The organism is Paenibacillus sp. 8b26 (genome assembly GCF_050626875.1).
Taxonomy (GTDB): domain Bacteria; phylum Bacillota; class Bacilli; order Paenibacillales; family Paenibacillaceae; genus Paenibacillus.
The window spans coordinates 1,851,399-1,877,974 of the sequence record NZ_CP192445.1; the positions used below are offsets into that span (position 1 = coordinate 1,851,399).

The 26,576-nt window shown below is 44.3% G+C and carries 25 protein-coding genes; 6 read left to right on the forward strand and 19 right to left on the reverse strand.

Annotation, left to right across the window (positions count from 1 at the left end):
- Window positions 1-132 precede the first annotated feature (132 nt).
- Entirely contained in the window at window positions 133-630 is a 498-nt protein-coding gene (queF, locus tag ACQ4MX_RS08355) for a preQ(1) synthase (RefSeq protein WP_025685165.1), read from the forward strand.
- Window positions 631-771: 141 nt separating this feature from the next.
- On the opposite strand, the gene ACQ4MX_RS08360 is transcribed toward queF, so the two are convergent.
- The 6 genes from ACQ4MX_RS08360 to ACQ4MX_RS08385 all read right to left on the reverse strand — a co-directional run bounded on the left by ACQ4MX_RS08360 (window position 772) and on the right by ACQ4MX_RS08385 (window position 11,139).
- Entirely contained in the window at window positions 772-1,593 is an 822-nt protein-coding gene (locus tag ACQ4MX_RS08360; protein ID WP_431090090.1) for a helix-turn-helix domain-containing protein, read from the reverse strand.
- A 232-nt stretch (window positions 1,594-1,825) separates the two neighbouring features.
- Window positions 1,826-3,205, reverse strand: coding sequence for a glycoside hydrolase family 32 protein (locus ACQ4MX_RS08365; protein ID WP_431090091.1), 1,380 nt, complete (start codon window positions 3,203-3,205; stop codon window positions 1,826-1,828).
- Window positions 3,198-5,453 carry a beta-glucosidase BglX gene (gene bglX / locus ACQ4MX_RS08370; protein ID WP_431090092.1) on the reverse strand — a complete coding sequence of 752 codons (2,256 nt, stop codon included), beginning with the start codon at window positions 5,451-5,453 and terminating at the stop codon, window positions 3,198-3,200. The genes ACQ4MX_RS08365 and bglX overlap by 8 nt, the downstream gene beginning before the upstream one ends.
- An 18-nt stretch (window positions 5,454-5,471) precedes the next feature.
- A complete protein-coding gene (locus ACQ4MX_RS08375) occupies window positions 5,472-6,878 on the reverse strand; it encodes a sucrose-specific PTS transporter subunit IIBC (protein ID WP_431090093.1) in 1,407 nt (468 codons plus the stop codon).
- Window positions 6,879-7,164: 286 nt separating this feature from the next.
- Window positions 7,165-8,934 carry a phosphatase PAP2 family protein gene (locus ACQ4MX_RS08380; protein ID WP_431090094.1) on the reverse strand — a complete coding sequence of 590 codons (1,770 nt, stop codon included), beginning with the start codon at window positions 8,932-8,934 and terminating at the stop codon, window positions 7,165-7,167.
- A 198-nt stretch (window positions 8,935-9,132) separates the two neighbouring features.
- Window positions 9,133-11,139 carry a stalk domain-containing protein gene (locus tag ACQ4MX_RS08385; protein ID WP_431090095.1) on the reverse strand — a complete coding sequence of 669 codons (2,007 nt, stop codon included), beginning with the start codon at window positions 11,137-11,139 and terminating at the stop codon, window positions 9,133-9,135.
- A gap of 267 nt (window positions 11,140-11,406) precedes the next feature.
- Here ACQ4MX_RS08385 and ACQ4MX_RS08390 point away from each other — a divergent pair, with 267 nt between their 5' ends.
- Window positions 11,407-12,675, forward strand: coding sequence for an MFS transporter (locus tag ACQ4MX_RS08390; RefSeq protein WP_431090096.1), 1,269 nt, complete (start codon window positions 11,407-11,409; stop codon window positions 12,673-12,675).
- 143 nt (window positions 12,676-12,818) lie between these two features.
- Here the strand turns inward: ACQ4MX_RS08390 and ACQ4MX_RS08395 are convergent, their stop codons facing one another.
- The gene (locus ACQ4MX_RS08395) at window positions 12,819-13,733 is read right to left on the reverse strand and encodes an EcsC family protein (protein ID WP_431090097.1); all 915 of its coding nucleotides are present in this window, start codon (window positions 13,731-13,733) and stop codon (window positions 12,819-12,821) included.
- 193 nt (window positions 13,734-13,926) lie between these two features.
- Here ACQ4MX_RS08395 and ACQ4MX_RS08400 point away from each other — a divergent pair, with 193 nt between their 5' ends.
- Window positions 13,927-14,445 carry a GNAT family N-acetyltransferase gene (locus ACQ4MX_RS08400; RefSeq protein WP_431090098.1) on the forward strand — a complete coding sequence of 173 codons (519 nt, stop codon included), beginning with the start codon at window positions 13,927-13,929 and terminating at the stop codon, window positions 14,443-14,445.
- A 57-nt stretch (window positions 14,446-14,502) separates the two neighbouring features.
- Here the strand turns inward: ACQ4MX_RS08400 and ACQ4MX_RS08405 are convergent, their stop codons facing one another.
- Window positions 14,503-14,931 (reverse strand): Lrp/AsnC family transcriptional regulator, encoded by a 429-nt coding sequence (locus ACQ4MX_RS08405; RefSeq protein WP_431090099.1) that lies wholly within the window; start codon window positions 14,929-14,931, stop codon window positions 14,503-14,505.
- Between the two features lie 162 nt (window positions 14,932-15,093).
- Between ACQ4MX_RS08405 and ACQ4MX_RS08410 the strand changes: the two genes are divergently transcribed.
- Window positions 15,094-15,849, forward strand: coding sequence for an MBL fold metallo-hydrolase (locus ACQ4MX_RS08410; protein ID WP_431090100.1), 756 nt, complete (start codon window positions 15,094-15,096; stop codon window positions 15,847-15,849).
- A gap of 98 nt (window positions 15,850-15,947) precedes the next feature.
- On the opposite strand, the gene mmsB is transcribed toward ACQ4MX_RS08410, so the two are convergent.
- From mmsB to ACQ4MX_RS08430, 4 genes are all read right to left on the reverse strand, one after another.
- Window positions 15,948-17,111 carry a multiple monosaccharide ABC transporter permease gene (mmsB, locus tag ACQ4MX_RS08415; protein WP_431090101.1) on the reverse strand — a complete coding sequence of 388 codons (1,164 nt, stop codon included), beginning with the start codon at window positions 17,109-17,111 and terminating at the stop codon, window positions 15,948-15,950.
- On the reverse strand, window positions 17,095-18,645 hold the full coding sequence (gene mmsA, locus ACQ4MX_RS08420; RefSeq protein ID WP_431090102.1) for a multiple monosaccharide ABC transporter ATP-binding protein: 1,551 nt from the start codon (window positions 18,643-18,645) through the stop codon (window positions 17,095-17,097). Before mmsA ends, mmsB begins: the two co-directional genes overlap by 17 nt.
- 33 nt (window positions 18,646-18,678) lie before the next feature.
- Window positions 18,679-19,764: a multiple monosaccharide ABC transporter substrate-binding protein gene (gene chvE, locus ACQ4MX_RS08425; protein WP_431090103.1), complete on the reverse strand. Its 1,086-nt coding sequence runs from the start codon at window positions 19,762-19,764 to the stop codon at window positions 18,679-18,681.
- A gap of 506 nt (window positions 19,765-20,270) precedes the next feature.
- Window positions 20,271-20,474, reverse strand: a complete 204-nt coding sequence (locus tag ACQ4MX_RS08430) for a helix-turn-helix domain-containing protein (protein WP_019686344.1) — start codon at window positions 20,472-20,474, stop codon at window positions 20,271-20,273.
- 171 nt (window positions 20,475-20,645) lie between these two features.
- On the opposite strand from ACQ4MX_RS08430, the gene ACQ4MX_RS08435 reads away from it, so the two are divergent.
- On the forward strand, window positions 20,646-20,933 hold the full coding sequence (locus ACQ4MX_RS08435; RefSeq protein ID WP_431090104.1) for a hypothetical protein: 288 nt from the start codon (window positions 20,646-20,648) through the stop codon (window positions 20,931-20,933).
- A gap of 248 nt (window positions 20,934-21,181) precedes the next feature.
- On the opposite strand, the gene ACQ4MX_RS08440 is transcribed toward ACQ4MX_RS08435, so the two are convergent.
- The 6 genes from ACQ4MX_RS08440 to ACQ4MX_RS08465 all read right to left on the reverse strand — a co-directional run bounded on the left by ACQ4MX_RS08440 (window position 21,182) and on the right by ACQ4MX_RS08465 (window position 24,521).
- A complete protein-coding gene (locus ACQ4MX_RS08440; RefSeq protein ID WP_431090105.1) occupies window positions 21,182-21,949 on the reverse strand; it encodes a DUF1829 domain-containing protein in 768 nt (255 codons plus the stop codon).
- A gap of 19 nt (window positions 21,950-21,968) precedes the next feature.
- On the reverse strand, window positions 21,969-22,415 hold the full coding sequence (locus ACQ4MX_RS08445) for a DUF6978 family protein (RefSeq protein WP_431090106.1): 447 nt from the start codon (window positions 22,413-22,415) through the stop codon (window positions 21,969-21,971).
- 259 nt (window positions 22,416-22,674) lie between these two features.
- Entirely contained in the window at window positions 22,675-23,169 is a 495-nt protein-coding gene (locus ACQ4MX_RS08450) for a DUF6933 domain-containing protein (protein ID WP_431090107.1), read from the reverse strand.
- Window positions 23,170-23,544: 375 nt separating this feature from the next.
- On the reverse strand, window positions 23,545-23,673 hold the full coding sequence (locus ACQ4MX_RS08455; RefSeq protein WP_257721143.1) for a hypothetical protein: 129 nt from the start codon (window positions 23,671-23,673) through the stop codon (window positions 23,545-23,547).
- Window positions 23,657-23,983: a nucleoside triphosphate pyrophosphohydrolase gene (locus ACQ4MX_RS08460; protein ID WP_431090108.1), complete on the reverse strand. Its 327-nt coding sequence runs from the start codon at window positions 23,981-23,983 to the stop codon at window positions 23,657-23,659. Before ACQ4MX_RS08460 ends, ACQ4MX_RS08455 begins: the two co-directional genes overlap by 17 nt.
- Window positions 23,984-24,104: 121 nt before the next feature.
- Window positions 24,105-24,521: a hypothetical protein gene (locus ACQ4MX_RS08465; RefSeq protein WP_431090109.1), complete on the reverse strand. Its 417-nt coding sequence runs from the start codon at window positions 24,519-24,521 to the stop codon at window positions 24,105-24,107.
- Between the two features lie 297 nt (window positions 24,522-24,818).
- Between ACQ4MX_RS08465 and ACQ4MX_RS08470 the strand changes: the two genes are divergently transcribed.
- The gene (locus ACQ4MX_RS08470; RefSeq protein ID WP_431090110.1) at window positions 24,819-25,166 is read left to right on the forward strand and encodes a helix-turn-helix domain-containing protein; all 348 of its coding nucleotides are present in this window, start codon (window positions 24,819-24,821) and stop codon (window positions 25,164-25,166) included.
- 40 nt (window positions 25,167-25,206) lie between these two features.
- Here ACQ4MX_RS08470 and hcp read toward each other — a convergent pair whose 3' ends face one another.
- The gene (gene hcp / locus ACQ4MX_RS08475; protein ID WP_431090111.1) at window positions 25,207-26,499 is read right to left on the reverse strand and encodes a hydroxylamine reductase; all 1,293 of its coding nucleotides are present in this window, start codon (window positions 26,497-26,499) and stop codon (window positions 25,207-25,209) included.
- Window positions 26,500-26,576 lie beyond the last annotated feature (77 nt).

Consider the following 26,576-nt stretch of genomic DNA (forward strand, 5'->3'; position numbering starts at 1 on the left):
AGCGGAGGATTTGAAGCTGGAGAAGCGCCAGCGATCGAAAGCTCAAATCCTTCGCGGAGCGTCACCTAACCTCCCCACCACTATAACTCCCTACCCCTTTTACCAAACCAAATTTTAAGGAGCCTCACCACTATGACCGGAAGAACACCCGAAGAAATGACCGACGTTACTCTGCTTGGCAATCAAGGCACACAATACACCTTTGCCTATGATCCCGCCATTCTTGAAAGCTTTGATAATAAGCATCCGTACCGTGACTATTTTGTAAAGTTCAATTGCCCGGAGTTCACCAGCCTGTGTCCAATTACAGGACAGCCGGATTTTGCCACCATCTACATCAGCTACATTCCCGATATCAAAATGGTCGAAAGCAAGTCCCTCAAGCTGTACCTGTTCAGCTTCCGCAACCACGGCGATTTCCATGAGGACTGCGTCAACATCATTATGAATGACTTAATCAAGCTGATGGACCCGCGTTATATCGAAGTGTGGGGCAAGTTTACGCCGCGCGGTGGCATCTCCATTGATCCATACACAAACTACGGCAAACCGGGAACGAAGTATGAGCAGATAGCAGAGCACCGTATGATGAACCATGATATGTACCCAGAGACTGTAGATAACCGTTAAGTTACCCCCCCCTTGCATTTGCATACAAATAACAAGGAGCTGTCCCAAAAGTCATAGAATGACTCAGGGACAGTCCCGATGTTTCCAGTCTGTTGAAGTAATCCATATAGGCGTTACGCTTGTGGCGTTTACACAATCATATCAAATTTTGGTCTTTTTGTATTCATAAGGTGTTTTACCCATAACTTCTTTAAAAGCTTTTCTAAAAGATTTCTCGTTTGGAAATCCAGCCTCGTAAGAAATTTCTGTAAGTGACTTATTTGTTGTATCCAATAAATCGATCGCCTTTTCCAAACAAAGAATTTGCTTGTACTCGGTAAACGTCTGGCCTGTATATTCATGAAACATTCGCGACAAATAGGCCTCCGAATAACCGCAGATTCGAGCTGTTTTGGCTAGGCTAATATTCTCAGTGTAATGCTCTTTAATAAAGTCCATGATTGTCTTGATCTTTCGCTGCTTTTCACTAAATACTTCCGGTGGAATGTCTGTGGCCTGACTAAAATGATGGACAAGCAAATATTTAAGTTCAATAATTCGGCTTTGCTCTAAAATGTAGTCGTATTTGCCTTTGGAAATATGTAGATAGTATATATCCATAAACAACCCTCTTAATTTAGAGATTATACTATCTTCAACTTGTTTCTCTTGCGTGTTTAATTGAATGATTACTTGTTCATGGGCAAAAAAAGTGTCTGGAAATTGCAACACAACGACTTGGTTCTCCGTAATGCTCTGTGTGGAATGCGGCACATTGCTATTAATGAACAGCGCATCCTTTTCCATCAAAATGGTTATTTTCCCTTCATGCCACACCTTTAGACTTCCGCTTGTACAGTAGATTAATTCCATATTACTGTGAAAATGCATGGGGATAACTCTTTCTGTATCTCTCGATTGAAACATAAAGAGGTTAATCATTTTTCTTCTGTCTATTTCAATATGCTCATATATTTTTTTCATACGACACCTCATCAACCAGCTATGAGTAATCAACCCGTATCTATATTAAGTCAGAAACTTTAATACTCATACTATACCGATAGTAAAATGCCCAGACAAGCTGCAATCTATCCAGTTGACTAAGACAAAAAGAAGGCAGTTCTTCTCGCAAACGGAGTAATGAACAGCCTTCCCTTGCCTGCTTGCAGTTCTGCAGGTGAATTATTAAATTATGGTATGTGCCGTAAATCCGTTATCCTGCACATTCTTGCAACTGATAAATCCTAACTCCTCCTTCATTGTCTCCTGCCTCAAGCAACACACTGCGTTGTTCAGTATCTTCTAAGAAATAACGCAGAGAAAACACTTCCTCGCCTTCGTTCACAAATATCTCCAGGCTTGAGCTTTCAATGAACATTTGCAATTCTGCAAGTCTATTATTTAATGTTGCTTTTCTGTACTCCTTCTGGTTAGTCAACCAGTTTGTTCTCCAGACTGTTAGACTGTTTTGTTCTCGATCATAGTCAATCTGAACAGCGTCCCTTACTTTCATTGTGAAGTTTGCTGTGAGCATCGAAAAATTAATAATTAATTCCACTTGTAAAGAAGGCAGCTGCCACACACTGCTTTTTTGAATTTCCCTGTTGTAATGTACACCATCCAGTCTTAACAACTGTAATTCTCGCAATGGTTTCTGGTACAACACACCGTTACTCAGCACTATTTCTCTAGGAAGAGTCAACGCATGAATCCATCCTTCCTGAATGGTCGGGACAGCCCTCTCCGCTTCTTCATTCATGGCGCTCATCCATCCGAACATAATGATTCTGTCATTAACCTTAAACGATTGCGGCGCATAAAAATCAAACCCTCGATCAAGCTCTTTAAAATCAGACAGGTTTCCGTTGAATTTTTCTGTTTCCGATAATTTACCAACAATATATCCCGATTGATTAAGATTTCTATAATATTCGCCTGTCTCCGGTAAACCCTGAGGGGAGAAAACAAAAACATCATTTTCCGCAAAATTAAGTATGTCCGGACACTCCCACATATATCCAAATTGATGATCATGATCAAAAAATGATCCTTGGCATTCCCAATCGGACAAATCTGTAGATTTGTAGATAAGCGTGTCTCCAGTCAAATCTTCTCTTTGAGCGCCAACGATCAGCCACCAGTTCCCGTCCTGGTCTCTCCATACTTTCGGATCCCGGACATGCCTGGTGTAACCTTGGGGATGTTCAAACAAAGGGCCGATTTTTTTGAAATACTCGCCATCCTCCGAAATGGCTGCGCATTGATAGCTTTCTTTTACTCCATCATCTCTGATTACATTTCCTGTGTAAAACAGATACAGCTTTTCATTATGAACAATACCCCCACCGGAATAAATGCCATCCTTGTCATACCATTCCGAAGGCTCCAGCGCGACACTTTTCCTTTGCCAGTGCACCAGATCGCTGGAAACAACATGGCCCCAGCATTTATTTTTATGCTCAGTTCCTTTTGGATTCCACTGATAGAACACATGATATTGATGATTGAAATAAGCAAGTCCATTAGGATCATTGAGCAAACCGTAAGGGGGAGAAATATGATACTTCAGGTTATAAGCATCGCTTTTATTCATGCTCATCCTCCGGTAAAAAAACAAAACTAAAACTCAGCAAAATTTCCTGCGAGCTTGACCCGATATAAACATCAAATTCGCCGGGTTCACTTTTGTATTGCATTTCACGATCATAAAATTTAAGCATCTCTTCATCAATTGAAAATTCAACATTCTGGATCTCGCCACTTTGCAAAAAAACTTTTTTAAAGTCTTTTAATTCTTTCACTGGCCTTGCAACACTTGCAAATTTATCGCGAATATATAATTGGATCGTTTCCTTTCCATCATAAGTTCCAGTGTTGGTAACAGATATACTGATATCAACTGACTCATTTTTTTTCATTTCTTTTTGGCTGATTGTTAATAGCTTGTATTCAAATGAGGTATAGGATTTACCATAGCCAAATGGATACAAGGGTTCGTTCACTTCATCAATATATCGGGACGCAAACCGATAAGAGCCATTTTCCTTTAAATTCGGTCTTCCTGTATTCAACTCATTGTAAGATATCGGAATTTGTCCAACGCTTCGTGGAAAAGTCATGGCTAATTTCCCCGACGGATTTACTTCCCCATACAATATATTGGCCAGTGCTTCTCCGCCCATAGTCCCCGGATACCAAGCTTGAATAATTGCGTCAGCTTTTCCGACAACTTCGGTAAGAACCAAAGGTCTTCCACTATATACGATTAGAACGATCTTTTTGCCCAATAGACTTAATTCATGGAGCAGTTTCAATTGAGATTCAGGAAGCGTCGGGTTCGTCCGCGATCCCCCTTCTCCGCTCTGATAAATACTTTCTCCCAAAGCGAGGATAATGACATCCGCTTCGTTAGCATTCCAGATCGCTTCGCGCAGCAGGGCCTCCTCATCGACTGTTTCAACAGCCAGCTTGTCCGCATATTTGCCAAGGGCTTCCCTCGCATTAACCGGGAGCATATACGCCCCTTTGCATACCGAGAGATTTTCGGGATCAACATGCTTTAATAGTCCCGTTTTCAAATTGACGGTATCCGACTCATCCCCCTTAATGGCCCACATGCCCAGGGTGGAGTTTTCATCTGCGTAAGGACCGATTAAAGCTACCTTGGTATCCTTTGACAACGGCAATAAATCATTTTCATTTTTCAGCAGAACAACGGATTCTTCTGTCAAGGATAGTGCCGCTTTTTTATGTCCATCTGACAAAATGCTGCTTGTTGAAAGTTTAACGATTTCCTGTAATCCGCGGAATGGATCCTCAAACAGCCCTAAATCATTTTTCAGCTTTAAGACACGGTATACAGCTTCATTCAAAAGCTCCAGCATATGATCGTTACCGGATATTACATTCTTCAATTGATTGGCGTATACTGCCGTCTTCATATCCACATCAACACTCGCCAGCAGTGCCAGCCTTGCGGCGGAAGCCTCGTCTTCTGCATAACCATGCATGATTAACTCTTCTATAGCGGCGTAATCTGAGATCAACACACCGTCAAAATTCATTTCTCGTCTTAGCACGTCGCGGTTAAGCCACTCGTTTCCAGTCGCAGGGATACCGTTCAAGGTATTAAAAGCCGTCATGACAAGCTTTACACCCGCTTCGATTGCAGCTTGATACCCAGGTAAATAATATTCCCGCAATGTATGCTCCGACATATCCACAGCATTATATTCACGCCCGGCGACAGGCGCACCATAAGCGGCAAAATGCTTAACGCAAGCAGCAATTTTATTGGCCGGCACTGTGCAGTCCAAATTGCTTCCTTGAATTCCCAGAACCACGCTTTGCGCATATTTCTTCGCCAGCAATGTATCCTCTCCAGGCGATTCCATCACCCGACCCCAGCGGGGATCTCTAACAATATCTACCATGGGAGAAAAGGTCACGTGAATACCTTCCTCGTAGCATTCCCGAGCAGCAATCGACGCCCCATGCTCTATCCCCTCATAGTTCCAGCTGCAAGCTTGTGCAATCGGAATTGGGAAGATGGTTCGATATCCGTAGATAATATCTGCCATGAACAGCAGTGGGATTTTATGAACTGATTTTTCCAAATAATCCGTTTGCAGCCGAATAATTTTTTCCGGATTGGTAATGTTCAATATGGATCCTGTGTTATACACATTGTAACTGGCGCTTAACCCTAATTTTTTGAGAGGCCCCGTCACAACCGTATCCATATCCCCTTCAAAAAAATCACCGGTCAGTTGGATGAGCTGGCCAATCTTCTCTTCTATTGAAAGGCTGTTCAATTTATCAAGCAGTGTTTTGTTGTCCATGATTCTCTCCACCAAATTTTATTTGTTGTCTATTTTTTCTTTAAACCCAAAGATCCACGTCAGTGCAAATGCTACGCCAAAACCGATTAAACAAACTAAAATATACAGAAAAATCTGATTATTCAGATACAATAACAATCCAGGTATCGCTGTAATCGACATACCCGTTGCTTGAACATTAAAGATACGTGCGAAAAATCCACCAACCGCTCCCCCAATCAAGCCCATCATGAATGGTTTGCCGTATCGAATGTTCACCCCAAAAATGGCCGGTTCTGTAATGCCCAACAATGCAGACAAGGCAGAAGGGTAGGCAATCGATTTGGTTTTCAATTTTTTGGATTTTAGACCGACAGCCAGCGCAGCACCCGCTTGTGCGCAAATAGACGCCGAGCTGATCGGATTCACCATATTCCAACCATTGCCCACCAACATCTGTATTTCAATCAGGTTTAAGGCATGGTGCAGTCCGGTAACGACAATAATCTGATTGATGCCACCATAAATAAATCCGCCTATGCCGTACGGTAATTTTAAAATAGCTGTAACTGCCAATAATATTAAAGCCTCCACCTCATGGAAAATGGGACCGATCACGAACAGGCCCAATACCAGTGTGAGCAACAATGTCAGAAACGGTGTCAGAATCAAGTCCAATGCTTCGGGAACGGATTTCCTAATCCTCTTCTCCAGCATCGCCCCCACGATCCCTATAATGAACGCCGGCAGAACCGAGCCCTGATAGCCTGCAATTTTAATGAATCCTAAAAATAAGAGGGGTTCCTTAACATGTTGAGCGACATCCCAGGATGTAGGCAAGGAAGGACTTACCAGCATTAATCCGAGCAATATCCCCAAGATAGGCGACCCGCCGAACACTCTGAACGCTGACCAGCATACCAGCACGGGTAAAAACGCAAAGGCGGTATCGGTCAGTATTTGCGTAAATAATATAAAATTCGCAGAAATATCATCCGGTGTAAGCCCAAATAGCTGAAGCAATGCAGGCTGAGTTACCAAGCCCCTAACTCCCATAAACAATCCTGTGGCCACCAATGCAGGTATAATGGGAACGAATACATCCCCGAAAACCCGGATCATTCTTTTGAAAAAGTTGTCATCTTGCGTTGAGGCCTTCTCTTTTAGCTCTGCCTTTGATGTAGCGGATACGTTCTGGCCGACCATCGCTTCGTATACTTTATTTACGGTACCGGTTCCAAAAATGATTTGATATTGTCCGGATGTAAAAAACACCCCTTTTGCCTTATCAATGTTCTCAATAAATTCATCATCAATAATGTCCCTGTCTTTTACAATCAGTCTCAGCCGTGTGGCACAATGTGCCATGGAAATAATATTCTCTTCTCCGCCAAGCCCTTTAATCACATCTTGGGCTATTTTAACGTATTCTTTTTCAAGACTCATCAGTCTCTTCCTTTCCTCTGTTCCTCTTAGTTAGTCTGAATAATTAAAACTTTGACCAAATATGCTTCTTAAGAATATCATGACTGCGCTTTCAAACAGCGGGATTATTTTACTATATTAAGGTCAAATTTTGACCTTTTTATACTCTTGATTATAAATATATACAGCAGCTCTGAGAAATGGGGGTTTTTAAACAACAAAGTGCACCCTTAGAATAGACATTGGAATAACCCTTCCGTTATCCGATGAATTCTAAAGGTGCACTTCAATTTGTATACCGAGTTTATTACTTTGTGATTTTTAACTGAATGCTGTCGGCTTTGTAGACAACTGTTACTTTGTACTTGCTTGGTAAGCCTGTGGTTTCAATGGAAGTAAATGCTCCATTTCGTTTACCATAAGTCATGATCGTGGCACCGTTAGCTGGCAAATATTTGTTTGAAAAATTCAGACGTAATTTTCCGTTGGATATGGCAGTGCCTTTAATTTTGAGCAAATCATTTTTACTCTGAAGGTTGAGCTCAAGTGTGCCCTTGGCAGATTGTTTGTAATTGCCGCCGATGATCAGCTTTCCAGCAACATTTTCAGTGAGGGTACCCCCGTTGTTCGTAACATCCCCATTTCCGAAAGCCGTCTCCGAATTCCCCTCAAGTCTGCCTTGGTCGAGCTGTGTACCACCGGAATACGTATTATTGCCTAGCAGCTTCAACGTACCTGTTCCCTTTTTAGTCAGCTTTCCAACGCCGGAGATATTGTTGCGCCAGCGATCCAAAGCATTGAAACCGCCTTTGGAAGCGTCCATGGTCACCGTAACATTATTGGCAAAAGCCCCATAACCATCCGCCGCGGAAAAGAGATTAAGCCGTCCCCATCCCTCAGCATCATCCAGTACAGGATAGCCGGAAGGAAGACCTGTAGTAGCCAAAACCCAACGGCGTTGTGTGCTGTCCAGGTAAGGCAGACGTGTTTCCAGCAGCACCTCAGCTCCCTTAGGCACCTTCATTGCAGTCGTGGTCGGGTTAATTGGACTAAATCCGTATGTCAATCGTTCAGTATAGCTTTTTTTATTGGCAGAGTAATTGCTGAACCGATCCGAGGCTGTACCCGTTTGTGTTAACAATGTACTGTGAGCATCCTGATAAGCTGCTTTCTTTAAACTGCTATTGGCCGGATCAGACAGGATGGCAGCCGCCGCCGCAGTTGCCATGACGCGCCCTCCCATAACATCAAATGGCGAATGCATACCAGCAACAATACGATTGTTACCCAGCTCCGAAGCTCGCGTCAGCAATTCCTGGTAACGCTCTGGCACGGCATAGGCCATCGCAAAAGCGCTGAGATACGCGGCATTGGTATGACCACTAGGAAAACCGCCATCCTTGCTCGGATCAGAATTTTGCGCGGGCAGCAGGGTTGGAACCACGACTGAATTATTGCTCCAGCGAAACGGACGAGGATAGCTAAAATAAGCCTTGGCCGAGCTCGTCGAAGAGTAATCACCACGCAAGGTATTGACCAAATTCACGATATTGCCAAGAGCGGAACTCGTACTGCCTGCATTGGTTCCGGCATCTTCATATTTTTTAGTCAAGGCATCTGCCGGAATGTCATTGATTGTTGTAGTTGCCCCTGCATTCTTTCGATATACATCGGTAAACGAACCCAGACCGTCGATCACACTGTAGCCCTGATTTCTGCGATCATCTAAATAAGCCGCATCTGCCTCACTGGAAGTACGGCGAGCAGCAATATCAATAACTTTTTGAATATTGGCGTCCAGTACGCTACTATTCAGCTTGGTACCTGTATCCCAGGTAGTGCCGGGAGTCCAAAGCTTATTAAATCCGGAAAGCAACCCGAGTGTCGGATTTGAACTTTCCGTCTTATTATCAGAATTATTATTTTTGTAATGATCTACGAAATATCCCCAAGACGGCTCTGGCGCAGTTACCGTTGTTGGTAGGGTTGCCGCACTCGCATAACTTCCACCCAGGGAACCTATAAGTAAGGGTACAGATAATAAAGCAACTGATAACGGTTTCCTTAACAATTTCATTCTCAAATCATATCCTCTCTTGTGCTCTTCATGCTTCCTCTGTGTCATCCATACAACAGGTTGTATGGCATAAAAATCATAGCTTACATTTGTTAAATAAAGAGCTTGGTTTTGTTAAAATAAAAAAAGGCATCTCAAAGGCCGCTTATGCGACTCTTGAGACACCCTCGTTCAAGCTATTATGGAACGTCATTAACCTTACAGCCATACCTCTATAACTTTGCCATTTACAAAACCCACCGCTTTGAAATAAAGACTACGGTTGCCGTATACCCAGGCTTCGACTTGGGTTCCGTTTGAAGCAGATCCCTTTTCTCTGACAGTTGGGTTTCCCCATGCGAACTGCACTTGCGTCGTATTCATGCCCAAGCTGACTTCATTATTTTTAATCTTGTTCCAAATGGCTTGCGACCATTGATATTTCTTGTAGGGATCGTAAGTCAGGAATTGATCGGAATCGGACAGCATTTGCGGGATGCGTGAAGCTCCAACCATGGAAAACGTGTTATAAGTTACGCCATTGGCTCCCTGAAAAATAACTTCATACGATTTAACGCCATTCGGGTCCGTACTGACCTCGATATCTTTAACTGTTACTTTGCCAAAGCGCTCTCCAGCGCTATAGAAGTTATTGACCCAATAGGTTTTGCCAATGAGTTTGGACAGACTGCCCAGATCAATGGCTTTGATAATTTTTGCCGTTTCCGGCGTCTCAATCACAAGCTTGGTAGCACCCACAGCTAGTTCCGCTTGCTGCCGATCACGATTCCACTTAAATCCTCCCAGCTTTAGATCGGTCAACAATGTTCCCGGGAATACCACCTGTCCATTGACTGTTTGTATCTTGCCTTTCAACGCAACTGGTTTGCCATTCACCATCGCAGAAGAACTCCCTTTTTGGAGTACAATATTGTTTTTGCCCAGCTTGATCGTAAAGGTCTGATTTGCCACGGTTACCGATCCGCCCAGCGTCTTGAACACAGACTGCACAGGCAAATACACACTGCCGTTCAGCATAGCCGCCCCGGTCAATGTTTGATCAGATGCTACTTTCAAGGTAAAAGATGATGGTATACCTTCGGTCCGCAGAGATACGGCTGTACTGCCAATGCCCCGTACTTTGAGTTTGCCTGAGCCGTCCTGCTGTAGCTCGGCAACCTGGGACTTCTCTACTTCAATTTCACTGGCTTCGGGATGCCGTGTGAGTCGATAGCCATTGGAATACGTCTCCTGTACATTCAATTGAATGCTGTCACCGATCGCAGCCTCTTTGGAGGTCGTCAACAGGGTCATCCCTGTTAATGTAGGTAAACTCAATGGAGTCGTGGTACCATCCTTATAGCCGACCCAAGAACCATCCTTTAATTGTGCAAAAAGCTCGTCAGGTGAATCAACCAGCCGTACAACATTAGACAATCCGCTAAGCTGCACCGCCGGATATTTTTTCAGCCGATCATAGCTCCACACCGTCCCGTCGCGATGTACGGTAATCAAGACATGCGTACCTTTTTTCCACAATATCGAAGCAATATCACTCCCCACTTCACGCGGCTGTTCATTCGTCAGCATATCCAGCATCGTGACATGACCGTCTTCCTTCAGCACCGCGGCATAAGCCGTACTCATTTTGATATCAAGCGCACCATCTACATGACCTATCTTGCGCGGCTTGGATTCTGCATAGCCTGTGGAATACCATACATCACCGGATCGAGTAAGAACCGTAAAGTAGGTGCTTACCTTATCGCCGTCAATGGCATCTGATATTCCCTCGACCTCTCCTCTTCCCCAAGAGATCATCCCATCGTTTTTAATAGCCAAGCCTTCTCCGGTGATCTCTTTAACTCCTGAGGATTGAGCCGCTACTGTTGCATGGTCAGAATAGTTATCCCAGTTGGCTACCTTTCCGTCCTGAGTCCAGCCGTAATAGTCTACACTTTCATCCTTGCTGCCTATAATTCCCTTCAAATTCAATTTCTCAATAACGGGGCCATCAATACTCTTTCTCCATAAAGAACCGTCATCCAGTAAGTAGTTATCCCGGTCGACCACATCAATGATTTTAGCGGTTTTCCAAGAGTTGTTCGCGATTACATTCGTCGCTGTCTCTGCCGCTGCCGCTGTTGAGCCGTTGTTTAGTGTAGCGCCTGCTGTCACTCCACAGATCATCGCTGCAGCCAGTACAATTATCCCTGTTTTTCTCATGCTTGCTCCCCTTTTCTTTCCCTATTTCCATATAGCATTTTACATAATTCCTTCCCCATGCTCATATATATATCGGTTTCAAAAATGATAAACATTTGAATTCCCATGTGACGTGTAGAAAATCCAACTAAGTCAAGCAATTGCGAGTATGCAGCAGGATGAGAAAGAACCACCGAGTAAAGGCGGCCTTTATGCCACTTTCAGACATTTGCTGCAAACGGATCGCTTCCTATATCTTAAAATATACATACATAACCGGAGGTTGCCATGACTACTAAATCTGCTACAAAAAAAGAAACGGGCCAATCGCTCCCTCTGCCGGGACCTCAAGCGAAAGGCACTGTTTTTGCGATACTGATTGCCATCAGCTTCGTCCATCTGTTCAATGACTCGATTCAATCGGTCATTCCTGCGATCTTTCCGATCTTAAAAGAATCCATGAGCCTGAGCTACACGCAGATCGGCTGGATTTCATTCGCCATCAATTTTACAGCTTCGATCATGCAGCCAGTCATTGGCTTGTTTTCGGATAAGAGACCTACGCCCGCGATCCTTCCGATCGGCATGGGCTTTACGCTGACAGGCATGCTGCTGCTCGCCTATGCTGCCGATTATAAAGCAGTGCTCATCGCGGTCATCTTCGTGGGTTTGGGCTCGGCTGCCTTTCACCCGGAAGGCTCGCGTGTATCCCACATGGCGGCCGGACCTCGTCGGGGGCTGGCCCAGTCCATTTTCCAGGTCGGGGGCAATGCAGGCCAATCGCTGGCACCCATGCTTACGAGCTGGATTTTTATCCCGTTAGGGCAATTTGGCGCCATCTGGTTCACAGGTATTGCTGCCGCAGGAATTGTGGTGCAGTCGTTCATCGCTCGCTGGTATGGTAACGTGCTGCGCACGGAAGGCTATGCACGTAAAAAAGCGGTGGCACGCCAGATGAAGCCCGAAGTACGCAACCGTATTATGTTTGCCATGGTTGTTCTCATTCTGCTGGTATTCGTCCGTTCGTGGTATTCGACCTCGGTCGGAAGCTACTATTCGTTTTACTTAATGGAAGTATTTAAAATGCCATTGGCCGATGCACAACTGTACATTTTCCTGTTTCTCGGAGCTGGTGCGCTAGGCACCTTCTTTGGCGGCCCGCTGGCGGACCGTTTTGGTAAACGTAATATGATTTTCCTGTCCATGGTATTGGCCGCGCCTCTCGCGCTATTGCTGCCTTACGCCAACCAATTCTGGACGGCTATCCTGCTGCCGATCATCGGATTTATTATGCTGTCGAGCTTTTCGATTACGGTCGTATATGCGCAAATGCTCGTTCCCGGCAAAATCGGAACCGTCTCCGGTCTGATCACGGGCCTCGCTTTTGGCCTTGGCGGTGTGGGTGCGCTTGTGCTCGGCAACTGGATCGACAAAGTAGGCATCACGAACATCATGTTCCTGTGTGGCTTTTTGCCGTTGCTCGGCATTTTGACGTTCCTGCTTCCTACAGATAAAACCTTAAACCGCTGGGCGGAAGAAAACGGAGCCGAAGTGTAACAGGCAAGCGAAAGCTGCTACGTATATCATCATCTGCGAATTCGTGTGGTGGCCATCCCGGCCGCTTCACACCTTCGTAGTCGCATAACCTGATTTCCCAAGCAAGCCAAGATACATCCCCTCTTGTATCCCGAATAATCCAGTCAGCTCTCTTCTTCCGCCAAACGCATCAAAATGCGGCGTTTCCTGTATAGCATTTTCCCCGCCTCAGCTACGTCACGAATAGCGCTTCGATTCGCGATGGAGCCGAACAAAATGCCTGCAATCGGGACCAACTGGAGCAGCTTTTTCCATCCAAACTGATCGCGATAGGTGTTAATGACTTCTCTCCACCCCTGCATTTGGGAAAAGACCTGTGCCTGGCGTGAAGGATCATCAAACAATGCCAGTTCCTCCAGCACAGCCTTTTTGCCCACAATATCGGATGAAGCAAATTGCATACATTTGATAATAAAAATGCGTTCCTGCTTCTCATCAGGATTAAAGCCGTAGCATATGGCCATTTCCTGAAGCACTTTGAGCGACATTCCGAGCAACATAGGAATATCCGCCGCAATGGTAAACACACCGCCGATCCCCGTTGTTGCTCCCTGAGCGGTGGCAAAGGTGATGCGACCTGACGTAATATCATCAGCGGTCTGATCCATGATCATCAGGGGCAACTCAGCCGCCTGCTTCAATCCCCACGTCGGTTCAGGGCTAACGTCCGAATCCGCGTTTTCTCTATCATGAAGCCGATCCTGCATATCAGAAGTGGAATCCGCGCCATTTTGCCGAATCACATGTTCACGGGCCGTCTTTTTCAGCTTGTTCAGAACCGTTTCTTCTTTCACCAGATATTTACCGCCGCTTTGAATGAAGCTTCCCAACTCGTTAAGCAGCTGTTCCAGCTTGTCCTTAATCATTTTGGGCGTCAGTCGATCCAGTAGCATAAAAGGCCATCTGCCGAGCTTTTCCCAGAAAAAAATATCCTTTTGCGCCTTCTCCCACGCCTCAATGGTCTTCAATTCATGATGCAATCGTTCCTGACTTTCCCGAAATGCTGTAACCTGCTTCATAGAAGTACACGTCTCCTTTAAACCATGCTTATTTATGTAATGGGTAATACGTAAGTAAGATGAGTTCAGGTTTCTTTTTTAGCCAATTAGATGTTAACATCGTTTTAGCCAATTGCAGGCTTGACCGAAGCTTCGTTTTACGTAACAATAATTCCTAATATGTACAAAAATACGTACAGATCGGAGTCTACCCATGAACAAACCTGCATTCACCTCACAGCCTCCCTCTACTACTGACGTGGAACTCGTCCCTTACCATTGTGAGCATGACGCAGTTTTACATACCTTTTATTTACCTGAGGATCAGCAGCAGTTTACCGGAATGCCGGATAAAATGCTGGCACTGGCCAAGCAAGACCCACACCGCCATCCTGTCGTCATTACTGCTACCGGAAGACCAGTCGGATTTTTCATTTTGTACGATGGAGATGAGCTAACGGACTATACGAATACTTCCGCGGCTCTACTGCTGCGCGCCTTCTCTATTCATTACGCAGATCAAGGGCAAGGGTACGCTAAAAAAGGGCTACTTCTACTACCACATTTTGTCTCCAGGCACTTCCCGAATATTCTTGAAGTCGTGCTGGGTGTCAACGCTCGTAATCTGCCTGCTCAAAATCTGTATCTCCAATGCGGCTTTAAAGACGAGGGGGACACCAAGATGGGATCGCACGGCTTGCAGCATATTTTAAAAATGAGCCTGTCCAGCTAACTTCTATGTGTCCTCTCTAACAAAAAGCTCCCGGCGCACTAGCATCGGGAGCTTTTATCATTTTATTTCTCCTAACGAAAAGCTTAGCTTGTAATTGCCGTACTGCGTCAGTTCATCAAGCATGGTATTTAGCTCTTCCTGCGAGGACATGCGCAAGCGCATCCAGTAACAGCCCTCCCCACTAACCCGATGAATCTCAACAATAGAGGGATGCTTCCGTGCGAATGCCTGGAAAGCACCATGAACGGTTCCCGAATTCAAAAACACCGTAATAAAGGCATGAGTGGTCTGCCCAATTTTTTCAGGGTTCCAGCGTAGCGTGTAGCCCTCGATGACGCCCGCATCTTGCATTTTTCGAACACGCGCTCCTACGGCTTGCCCTGTCAAATGAACGAGCTGACCGATTTCCTTGTGCGATAAGGAGCTGTCCTCAATCAGATGATGAAGAATGCGCAGATCGGTGTCGTCGGGTACGAATAGTTCCATAGCCATTTTTCCTTTCATGATGAAACGAGAATTCTTGTTTTCCTTTCAGCAGGCCGTAGCCTGTATCTTCTTGCATCAGATATGATTGTAACAGAAACAAACAACTGTCGAATATATTCGACTTAAAAAATGAATTAATCAATATATAAGGAGCTTCCAAATATGAAAATCACACTAATCCGCAATGCAACCCTATGGCTGGAGTACGCCGGAGTAAAATTCCTGATCGACCCGATGCTGAGCGAGCCTGGCGTAAATCCGCCGATTCCCAATACGGAAAATGACCACCGTAATCCGCTGGTTCCCTTGCCGCCGCAATGGGAAACGCTTGGACAGCCTGACGTTGTTATCGTTACGCATTTACACCCGGATCATTGGGACCCGGCAGCAGCACAATGGCTGGACAAACAGCTTCCTGTCCTCTGCCAGCCCGGAAATGAAGATCAGATCGCCGCTGACGGTTTTACGCAGGTAACTCCAGTTTGGGTGGTTGGTTCTGTGGGAGAAATTGAGATTATCCGCACAACCGGGCATCATGGTACTGGAGAAATCGGGGAGAAGATGGGCCCCGTATCAGGCTTTGTATTTCAGGCTCCAGGCGAGCCTGTTGTCTATTTGGCCGGGGACACAATCTGGTGCAGTGAAGTATCAGAAGCACTCGATAAGTACCATCCGGAGTGGACGATTGTTAATGCCGGAGGAGCGCGGTTCACGGTTGGTGATCCAATTACGATGACTGCACAGGATGTGACGGCGGTTGCGCAACACGCCCCCTATACACAAGTAGTGGCTGTCCACATGGAATCAATCAACCATTGTCTGCTCACCCGCTTTGAGCTTACGGAACATATTAACCGCGAAGGTCTGAATGATCGTGTGCATATTCCGATAGATGGAGAAAGCTTATCTGATAAATAAGCTCCGTTAGCCTCAAAAACGAACCAACAAGGAACCTCCAGCATCCACATTTTAAGTGGGACTGGAGGTTCCTTGTATACGATAATGGAATATGAAGTTTAAGCCGATCTTTTGTTTTTGTTGTAAATATCGAAGGCTACCGCCAGCAGCAGCACCAAGCCCTTGATGCCTTGCTGCCAGTCAATGCCCAGACCGATCAGGGACATGCCGTTATTCAGTACGCCCATCACCAGACCACCGATAATCGCTCCGAAAACCGTTCCGATACCACCGGATGCCGAAGCCCCACCGATAAAGCAAGCTGCGATAGCATCCAGCTCAAAGTTCGTACCTGCTCTTGGTGTAGCCGCGTTCAGACGTGCAGCGAAGATCAGACCTGAAATGGCGGCCAGCACGCCCATGTTGACGAATACCCAGAACGTTACTTTTTTCGTTTTGACACCGGACAGACCCGCCGCCTTTTCATTTCCACCCAGCGCATACACATGACGGCCCATAATCGTGCGGTTCATGACGAAGGAGTATACAACAATCAGAATAAACAGCAGAACGAGAATGTTCGGGATTCCCGCGTAGCTCGCGAGCATGAAGGTGAACAGATTGATGACAGCAGCCACCACAATCAGCTTGAGTACAAATAAAGTCTGTGACGGAACCTCGAATCCATATTTAAGCTGGGAACGGCGTTCGCGAAGCTCATTGACGATAAACCATACCGTGAGCGCGATGCCGACAATGACGGATACCAGATTATAACCGGAAGAAGCGAAATCCGGCAGGAAGCCTGAACTGATTTTCTGGAAGCCCCCCGGAAAAGGAGAGATGGATTGACCTTTCAGCACGATCATCGTCAAGCCGCGAAAGAGCAGCATCCCCGCCAACGTCACGATAAACGCCGGAATCCGTACATAAGCGACCCAGAAGCCTTGCCACGCGCCGATCAGCGCTCCGACTACCAAGGATGCAATCACCGCGATCCACGCCGGAAGCTGCCAATCGACCATCATAATGGCTGCAACCGCGCCGACAAAAGCAGCTATCGAGCCGACAGACAAATCAATATGTCCCGTGATGATGACCAGCACCATCCCGATGGCGAGCACGAGAATGTAGCTGTTTTGCAGAATCAGATTCGTAATATTAATCGGCTTCAACAGCAGGCCGCCCGTCAGTACCTCGAACAAGATCATTATGACGACCAGCGCAATCATCATGCCATATTGGCGGATGTTATTTTTAAATAGTTTAGTTATGGTTTCCATGCTTCACGCCTCCCGACTTGGTCATATATCTCATCAATGTTTCCTGCGACGCGTCCTCACGGCTAACCTCTCCGGTAATCTGCCCGGCGTTCATGACGTAAATCCGGTCACACAAGCCCAGTACCTCCGGCAGCTCGGACGAAATAACCAGCACACCCTTGCCTTCGGCGGCAAGTCGATGAATAATCGTATAAATTTCATATTTGGCACCTACATCAATGCCACGCGTCGGTTCATCCAGAATCAGAATATCCGGCCCGGCAAAAATCCATTTGCTCAGTACCACCTTCTGCTGATTGCCGCCGCTCAGATTGCCTGTTTTCTGTAAAATGCTCGGCGCTTTGATGTTCATGCTCTTTTTCATATCCTCAGCAACGATCACTTCCTCCTGCTCATTGACGACAACGCCTTTCGTCAGCTTGTTCAGGCCAGTCAGCGAAATATTGCGCTTGATATCGTCCATCAGAATCAGGCCAAACTCCTTGCGATCCTCGGTCACATAAGCAAAACCGTTGTTAATCGCGTCTGTTACTGTGTTGTTCTGGATCGGCTTGCCGTCCTTGATCAGCTGACCGGAAATATTGCGTCCATACGCTTTGCCGAAAATGCTCATCGCCAGCTCCGTCCGTCCCGCTCCCATCAATCCGGCAATGCCGACAATTTCACCTCGCCGGATGCTCAAATTCACCTGATCCAGCACCTTGCGCTCCGCATGATGCTCGTGATACACCGTCCAATCCTTCACTTCCAAAATGACTTTGCCAATTTCCGCATGGCGCTCCGGGTAACGGCTGGTCAGATCACGTCCAACCATCCCGCTAATAATCCGGTCCTCCGTGACCTGATCTTTTTTCATATCCAGCGTCTCAATCGTCTTCCCGTCCCGCAAAATCGTGATCGAATCCGATACCTTGGCGACCTCATTTAGCTTGTGGGAGATGAGAATGCAGGAAATGCCCTGTCTTTTAAATTCCAGCATCAGATTAAGCAGGTTTTCACTGTCGTCCTCATTCAACGCCGCTGTCGGCTCATCGAGAATGAGCAGCTTTACCTTTTTAGAGAGCGCTTTCGCAATTTCAACCAGTTGTTGCTTCCCGACCCCGATGTTCGTAACCAATGTATTGGGATTTTCGCTTAAGCCGACCTTGGACAGCAGTTCGCGTGTGCCGACAAAAGTCTCTTTCCAATCAATCACGCCGCCGCTGGCGCGTTCGTTGCCCAGATAAATATTTTCCGCAATCGAGAGATACGGGATCAGCGCCAGCTCCTGATGGATAATGACGATACCCAATTCCTCGCTCTGCTTGATGTCCTTGAACTCGCACGTTTTACCCTGGAAAACAATATCCCCTTCGTAGGTTCCATGCGGATATACACCGCTCAGTACCTTCATTAGCGTTGATTTGCCCGCACCGTTCTCACCGCACAGGGAATGGATTTCGCCTTCCTTGATCTTGAGATTTACGTTTTCCAACGCCTTCACACCGGGGAAGGTCTTGGTAATTCCCTTCATTTCCAAAATGATTCCAGTCATGGGATACGCTCCTTTCGGTTGAATAACCTGCTCCTATTTCAACCCAATTTGCTCTTTGGTGTAATAATGGCTGCCGACAATATCCTTCTCGACATTCGTCCGATCCACCGAGATCGGGTCAAGCAAATAAGCAGGAACTACTTTTATTCCGTTGTTATACGATTTGGCATCATTCACTTGCGCTTGCTTGCCCTGTAAAATGCTGTTGGCCATCACGACCGTTTGTTCAGCCAGCTTGCGGGTATCCTTGAACACAGTTTGCGTCTGCTCCCCGGCCACAATCGACTTGATCGAAGCCAGCTCTGCATCCTGCCCCGTAATGATCGGCAGCGGCTTGTTCGCTGATCCGTAGCCAACCCCTTTGAGGGAAGAAATAATACCGATGCTAATCCCGTCATACGGGGATAACACCGCGTCCAGATTCTCTCCCGAATAGTAGGCACTCAGCAGATTGTCCATCCGCGACTGGGCCAAGGCTCCGTCCCACCGCAGCGTAGCGATCTGTGCCATCGTCATTTGCTTGCTGCGCACAACCAGTTTTCCGGAATCGATGTATGGCTTGAGGACAGACATCGCGCCGTTAAAGAAGAAATACGCGTTGTTGTCATCCGGCGAACCGCCGAACAGTTCCACATTGAAAGGGCCTTTGCCTTCCTTGAGTCCCAGCTTTTTCTCAATATACGACGCCTGTAGCACGCCCACCTTAAAGTTGTCGAAGGTCGCATAATACGTCAGATACGGCGTGTTCCGAATCAGACGGTCATAGGAAATGACCTGAATCCCCCGGTCATGTGCCTTCTGGATCACATCCGTCAGCGTGTTGCCATCCACAGATGCAACCACCATGACATTCACGCCCTTGGTAATCATATTTTCGATTTGGGAAATTTGATTTTCCACCACGTCCTCGGCGTACTGCAAATCCGTTTTATAGCCTTGCTCCTGAAACAGCCGGACCATATTCTCCCCGTCTCCTACCCAACGCTCGGACGATTTGGTCGGCATGGAAATGCCCACATAGCCTTTTTCCTTGCTGCCTGTGCCACTCTCCGCCAGATTACAGGCCGAAAGCATCAAGGCCAAAACCAGAAGCCAGACGACAACAGCTCCTTTTTTCATATGAAGCTCCCCTTTCCTCATGTGATGCGGGTCATTTTGAAGGTAAGTGCTGATTAGATAAAGATGAGATAGCGCTTACATAACTGAGGCAGCGAGTGCCTCTCCTTTTTTTATGTGCAACCACATGTTATCATTCCAGGCCGGGAAAGGTCTTTGCTGGTTTTGAACTTTTTTTATAAAATTTTAACCTTTGTGTGGTGGGGGGAATTGGATTTGAGGAAATGAAGATTGTCGGGAGATCGCTCTTATATTTTGAAAACACAAAAAGACTTTAGCCTTCTCACGATTGGCAAAGTCTCAATTTGTAGAAACATTAAGAGTTCACACTTTTATTGACAATTCACCAATGACAGGTATGTGTGGGTCAAATAAACTTCAGCTAATCCTATTAGATAAAAAGACTATATAGCAGACCCAGGCTCCGACGGAGCCACAGCTTGAATATTTATGTTATACGACGGAATCACTTCTTCGATCAACCAAAATTCTTCCTTGATCTTGATCTGTCATTGCTCTGCTATGTGTTCCAATAAATCTCCTGGTTGACAACCTAAAGCCGTACATAATTTATCAATTACTTCTAATGACACATATTCATTCGTATTGAGCTTCGCCATTGTAGCAGACGAAATCCCCGTCATTTTAAGTAAGTCCTGCTTCTTAATTTCCCTGTCGATCAATAATTTTTGAAAAGGTTTGTAACTAATCATCTGTTATTCCTTTCACACATGAAGTGAATTTTCTTTAATTATATGAAAGTATATTTTCTTTATCAAAAACATCTTCAACATGTATTGACTTATATGTTCGTTATGATAAAATTATATTCAATAAGTTAAATTTTTATTCACAAAATTAAATCCATTGGATGGTGTTCAATTATGCATAATTCTTTAGAAGTCTTACTCGATTCACTGATACGTAATCGAATTGAATCTTTATATGGCGAGCTTATCAAAAACAACTCCAGCTACAACCAGTTCTCATCCGAACGGAATCTTTTCTTCAAGCAGTTACATGAACTACTACCAGAGGATATACAAAAGACTCTATTCCTTTTTGATGATGCAGACCTTTCTGTTCAAGCTATTTTAGAGCGTGAAATCTATTTGCAAGGTTTTAAAGATGCTCTTCATCTACATAACGAATTAGATTTATCTTTAGATTGAGAGCCTATTGGCTCTTTTTACTTTTGATTCTATCGTATAACGCTCTTGTATCTGCGAACCCGAGAGGCTTAAAGGAGCGCCAGCGACTGGGTCCATCGGACTTAGCCTCGCAGGGTTGTGAGCTGAATCCACTTCTCTGCTCACCACATCTTGCGAACCAAGGGCTGAACGGCCCGCAGCGTAGATACTATGTTAGCTGATATATCTGACATCCTGATTAATCAAAAAATAAGCCCTGAAAAGGGCTCTTATGCGATCAATTCATCAAGATATTGCTCTTTCTTAGACCATAAAATGACCTTAACTTCATATTGATTAAAAGCACCGAGAACTTCAGCTGGGATTTTCTTCTCACTATCATTAATAAATGTTAACAATTGTGAATCTGCTTTTCTATTGTTCTTGATGTCTTCCCAAGAAAAAAGGACACTCTCGGCTTTCGATTTTATTGGGCTGTTGATTGTTTGAATCAGCCTCTCGCCTTTACTTCTTGATCTTGGAATAACAAAATCAAACTTCTGAGTAAATCCACTCTTACCTGTAAAAATCACATTATCTGTATATCTAATATCATGTTTAATAAAGAAATCCTCGACATCTTCCAAAAATATACTCTGTACATTCATTCTTGTTGTCATAAACATATCGTTTACGGTTAACATCGCTTGAACAAGCATATGCTTTCTTTGTGGAAATGTATCAATTGTTGATTCAACATATAACTCGTCTTTGTCTGATCGCTTTACTCCGTAACTATTTAAAATGGTTTGTAACAATTCTTTTCTCTTTTTTGATGTATGGAGATCACAACCTGATAATAATAAGTCATTAATAATGTATCCATCATCAGTTAAACATAATTTATCTCCATTAGGTACTACGTATAGTTGAAGGTAATCATTATGTCTATCCATAAGAGGGGTTGTAATTTCAATTGCATTGTCAATATCCTTAAAAGAGATATTCTCCTTAAGCCAACCAAAATAAGAATCCTTTAATTGATCCTTAAGTTGCATACAAGTCCCCTCCCTTTTATTAAATAAGTGTTTGTATCTGCATTATTGCAGGGTATGGCTCTTCTACATGATTATACAAAAGAAAGTCCTTTAATGTCTGTGCTAAGTTATCTACGTTCGAAAATATCTTATCATCGATTGGGTATGCCCAACTTGTACCATAACCTTCTTTAAAAATATGTAAGTGTGGACAATGGATCACATCACCATTTGGATTTCTATGTGGGCTTCCCGATATATCTAACCTTAACAATACAATAGATTTTTGATGTCTTGTTTGAAAAGTGCATTTCTTGACATTAATCGTTCCCTTACGATTCACCTCAATAATAAACTTTTCTTTATCATCTTTTCCTTGTAATTGAAGTTCTAAACTTTCTTCAGGGCTAGGTATTTTTATCCCTTTAGAATCTGTTAAAATTTTAATTAAATCTAAAAGATAATCTATCTCATCTTGAGCAAGCATGATTAATCTCCTATTAACTCATCGGCTAAGGTATTTTGTCTAGTAAATTCAGTATATGTGTAAATTGTAGTGCAACATAGATATATGTCAATCATTTAATTCAGATATTTCAATAACGTTTCTGTGTTCATGAACCCCGTCAGGGGTTGTCTGCTGAATTTCCCTCTTCGATATCCTTCCCGCAGACCTAGGCTCCATCTGGAGCCGCAGCTTGAATATTATGTTATCTGATTCCGTTGCTTCTTTGCGCTTACTTTCATTATCCACTGTAGTTTTCTTCCATCGCCTTCTTAAACACCTCGATGGGATACTCATATTTTATTGCTTTATAGATGAATCGGTTATTCCATTGATTTCTTTCTATTCCTTCAACAAATTCTCGCTCTATGATTTTCATCGTATAGATAATTTCATTTAATGTTCCTATCACACTTCGATTATTAGTAGTTGTGATAATCATACCTTCATTTTCTTCGATATACCTGCTGATTACTTTTTCTTCGATTTCCTCACTCATTAAATAATTTCTTAGTTCATTAACGAATAACTCTTCTACATTTTTTAATTGTGCCTTTTTAACTCCTACGATCGTTAAACTTAATCTTGATAAGTCATTCATAAATACGATTGTTTTTCTTCTATTCAAAGTGAACATATTGGCATGCCATGTATTTAACGGAACAGATATATCTGTGTTTTGTACTTTACAATCCATTTCTTTTAGCAGTTTTTGTGTCGCTCTTATAACGTACATTATTGTTCTCCTTGTTATTGATTTACAGGTTTGCAATGGTTTCAGATAACGTCTTATTTACGAACTTCGTGAAAATAAGGAAAATAATAAATTAAACGAATCATCGTAATCGAAATAGTCCTTTTGAATCATGTTTATATTGTATCATCAAATGGAAGAATATTACGACTGCTAACTATAGTTAAAAACAAAAAAAATTTCTGCCTTCACAGCAGAAGCTTTTTTGAATAATTAATTCACACAGGGCATCCCATCAATGGCATGTACGTAAGAAACATCAAACGTTAACTATACATAATATATAAGAAAATAGGTTTATTCCATGTGTACCACTTGACTAGACTTTAAGCGTACTGGAGCAGATAAGTCAATTTCTCAGCGATTCACCCCGGACAGCATAATAAATGAAGTCATAATATAAATCCCAGAGGCATGTTGTATCCCGGCGATCAGCTCATCTGCTAAATTATCGGTAATGAGCTTGACATTAAGCTTCGTCGACATCAATTAAAAACACCCGCTCCTGGAATCCACCCCGTGCCTCGGCTTTGTCTGCCCGCAGCTTGTCCAGTTCTGCCGCATTTGTCCCATGTACTTCTGCCAGCGCCCGGATGACCTCCAGTATATCCGCCAGTTCTTCCAGCGCGTCCTTATCTTTTGCCGCATCAAAATATTCCGTTGCCTCTTCACGAAGCTTCGTTCGCAGCTCCTGCTTATATTCCTCCGGGTCCAATATGCGCGTGCGGCATTCCTTGCCCTGAGATGTAATGATGTGCGGAATCCGGTCCCGCACCAGCTTGTTGTATGTAGGCATATAAAAAAAACAACACCCTTTCTGTTGTGGAGCCTTTAGGCCCCATCCAACATCTCACTTTTCGCCATTATATCATTCGCGAGAAAAGAATTAGGTGTTATTAACATATGAATTAACTTATTTAATTGAACTGATTCTTTATAAAAATAGATTGATACCGCTCAGCAGGATCAGCTACAATTCGCTGAGATAAACGTATTAAAATATGGTCCGTTCTAGAAAGTAGCCTATCTACCTCCTCCAGCTTCATCGGCTTGTTATGTGCATTATCCTCTGCGGAAATAAGATAATGTACCGTACCGATAAACAGTACCATATCCAAATTCGGCTCAGCATCCGTGTGGATTAATGCTAGTAAATTAGTCATAGATAGGTTAATAGATGATGAAATGATTTGATTTCGGTGAACATAAACAGCCTTAGCCATCGAAAACATCGCTCGATCACAAAGAACGAGGCAGTTATGAAACTGATTATGATTGCGCATCATCTGTCCAAGCTGTATTTGATATTGGGCAAGCTTTTGAAAATCCATCATGCAGTTCAATATGTTGGAGTCGCTATGATTAGACGATATGGAATCTGAATCTCTATGTAGGTGGTTGCTCAAGGAGTAATTTTTCAATGGGAAGTCAACTCCTGAATTTTAATTTAATGAACAGTGAGGGCATCGTAGAACCAATATGGAGCCATCATAATGTACAAATTTCTAGCTACCGGACAAGCTTTATAATAAATATTACTATATAGTAGTTTTTAATTCAATTTACTTATTAACAGTTATTAATTAGAAGTAACTCTTTCTCTACACTTCTAACTATAGAGAGGTGTAATCATGTCTGAACTTTTAGAATTAGTTGGTACACGTATTCGAGATCTCCGAAAGTCCAAAGGGCTTTCCCAAGAAGCTTTAGCCGAAAAAGCAGGATTCAATTCGAGTTATATCGGTTTTATTGAGCGCGCAGAGAGAAATATATCTTTGAAAAATCTGGAGAAAATAGCGAAGGCATTGAACGTGGGCGTTTATCAGTTGCTTACATATGTTAAGGAAGATGATGAGCTTACCGAAGAAGATTCGAGTATAAAAAACATTTTGACTCTGCTAAGAACGCGTGAATCCAAAGATACTGAGCTGGCATTGAAGATTCTTACGGACATATTTATAAGAATCGATGAACGATAAAATAAAAAAGGAACTGCGCTTTGCAGTTCCCCACCAACCCCTACGACAACGCCAACATCGCTTTCATATCTTCCTCTGCGGTAGTAATTAGCTTCAAGCCAAACATCTCCACCAGTACATCCAGTACGCCAGAAGAAATAAACTCAGGCGGCTTCGGCCCAATGCGAATATCCTGCATGCCAAGGCTGAACAAGCCCAGCAGAATGGCGACCGCTTTTTGCTCAAACCAGGACAACACAATGCTGACAGGCAGCTCGTTGACTGTACAACCGAAAGCATCCGCCAATGCCAGAGCGATTTTCACAGTAGAACCCGAATTGTTGCATTGCCCCAAATCGATATAACGCGGAATGCCGGTATCTCCAACGGTGCCATAATCCACGTCATTAAAGCGGAATTTACCACAGGACGTGGTCAGAATAACCGTATCGTTCGGCAAGGAAGTAGCCAGCTCGCGGTAATAGTTGCCGCCTTTACCTGGTGCGTCGCAGCCTGCAATGACGAAGAAACGACGGATATGTCCATCTTTAACCGCCTGAATAATCTCAGGAGCCAGCCCGATAACCGTCTCGTGATGATATCCCGTCGTAAGCACCTGCTCCGAATCTACATCTGCGGCTGGCAGGGCTAACGCACGCTCGATCAATGGTGAAAAGTCGTCGTCCATGATCTTGGCTACTCCCTCCAGCCCGGCTACTTCATAAGAGAAGAAGCGGTCTGCATACGTGCCTTTAATCGGCATAACACAATTCGTCGTGGCGAGAATCGCACCCGGGAACTCCTCGAACAGTCTGCGTTGATCGTACCAGGCTTTACCGATATTCCCTTTGAGATGTGCATATTTCTTCAATGCCGGATAACCGTGGGCAGGCAGCATTTCCGAGTGGGTATAGATGTTGATGCCTTTACCCTCCGTCTGCCGCAGCAATTCCTCCAACGCATATAAATTATGTCCGGTCACGACGATGCATTGACCTTCGATTTTATTTTGGCTGACGGTAATCGGCTGCGGAATGCCAAAACGATCCGTATGCGCACGATCCAGCACATCCATGATCCGTACAGCCGCATTTCCGACCTTCATCGCCATCTCCAAATGCTCTTGCACATTAAAGTTAGAATTGGTTAAGGTCATATATAACGCTTCATGTGTAATACGATCCACCTCAGGATCGCTATAGCCCAACTGTCGAGCGTGTGTTGCATAGGCCGCAATGCCTTTTAATGCGAAAATCATCGTATCCTGCAAGCTCGCTATCGTTTCATTCTTGCCGCACACCCCAACTACGGTACACCCGCCACTCGGCGTCTGTTCACACTGATAACAAAACATATTGTTTTCCTCCAAATATTGATAGATACTTGTTCGTTATCCACAGCTTAACAGACCCCCAAACGCGCTGGTGTGAT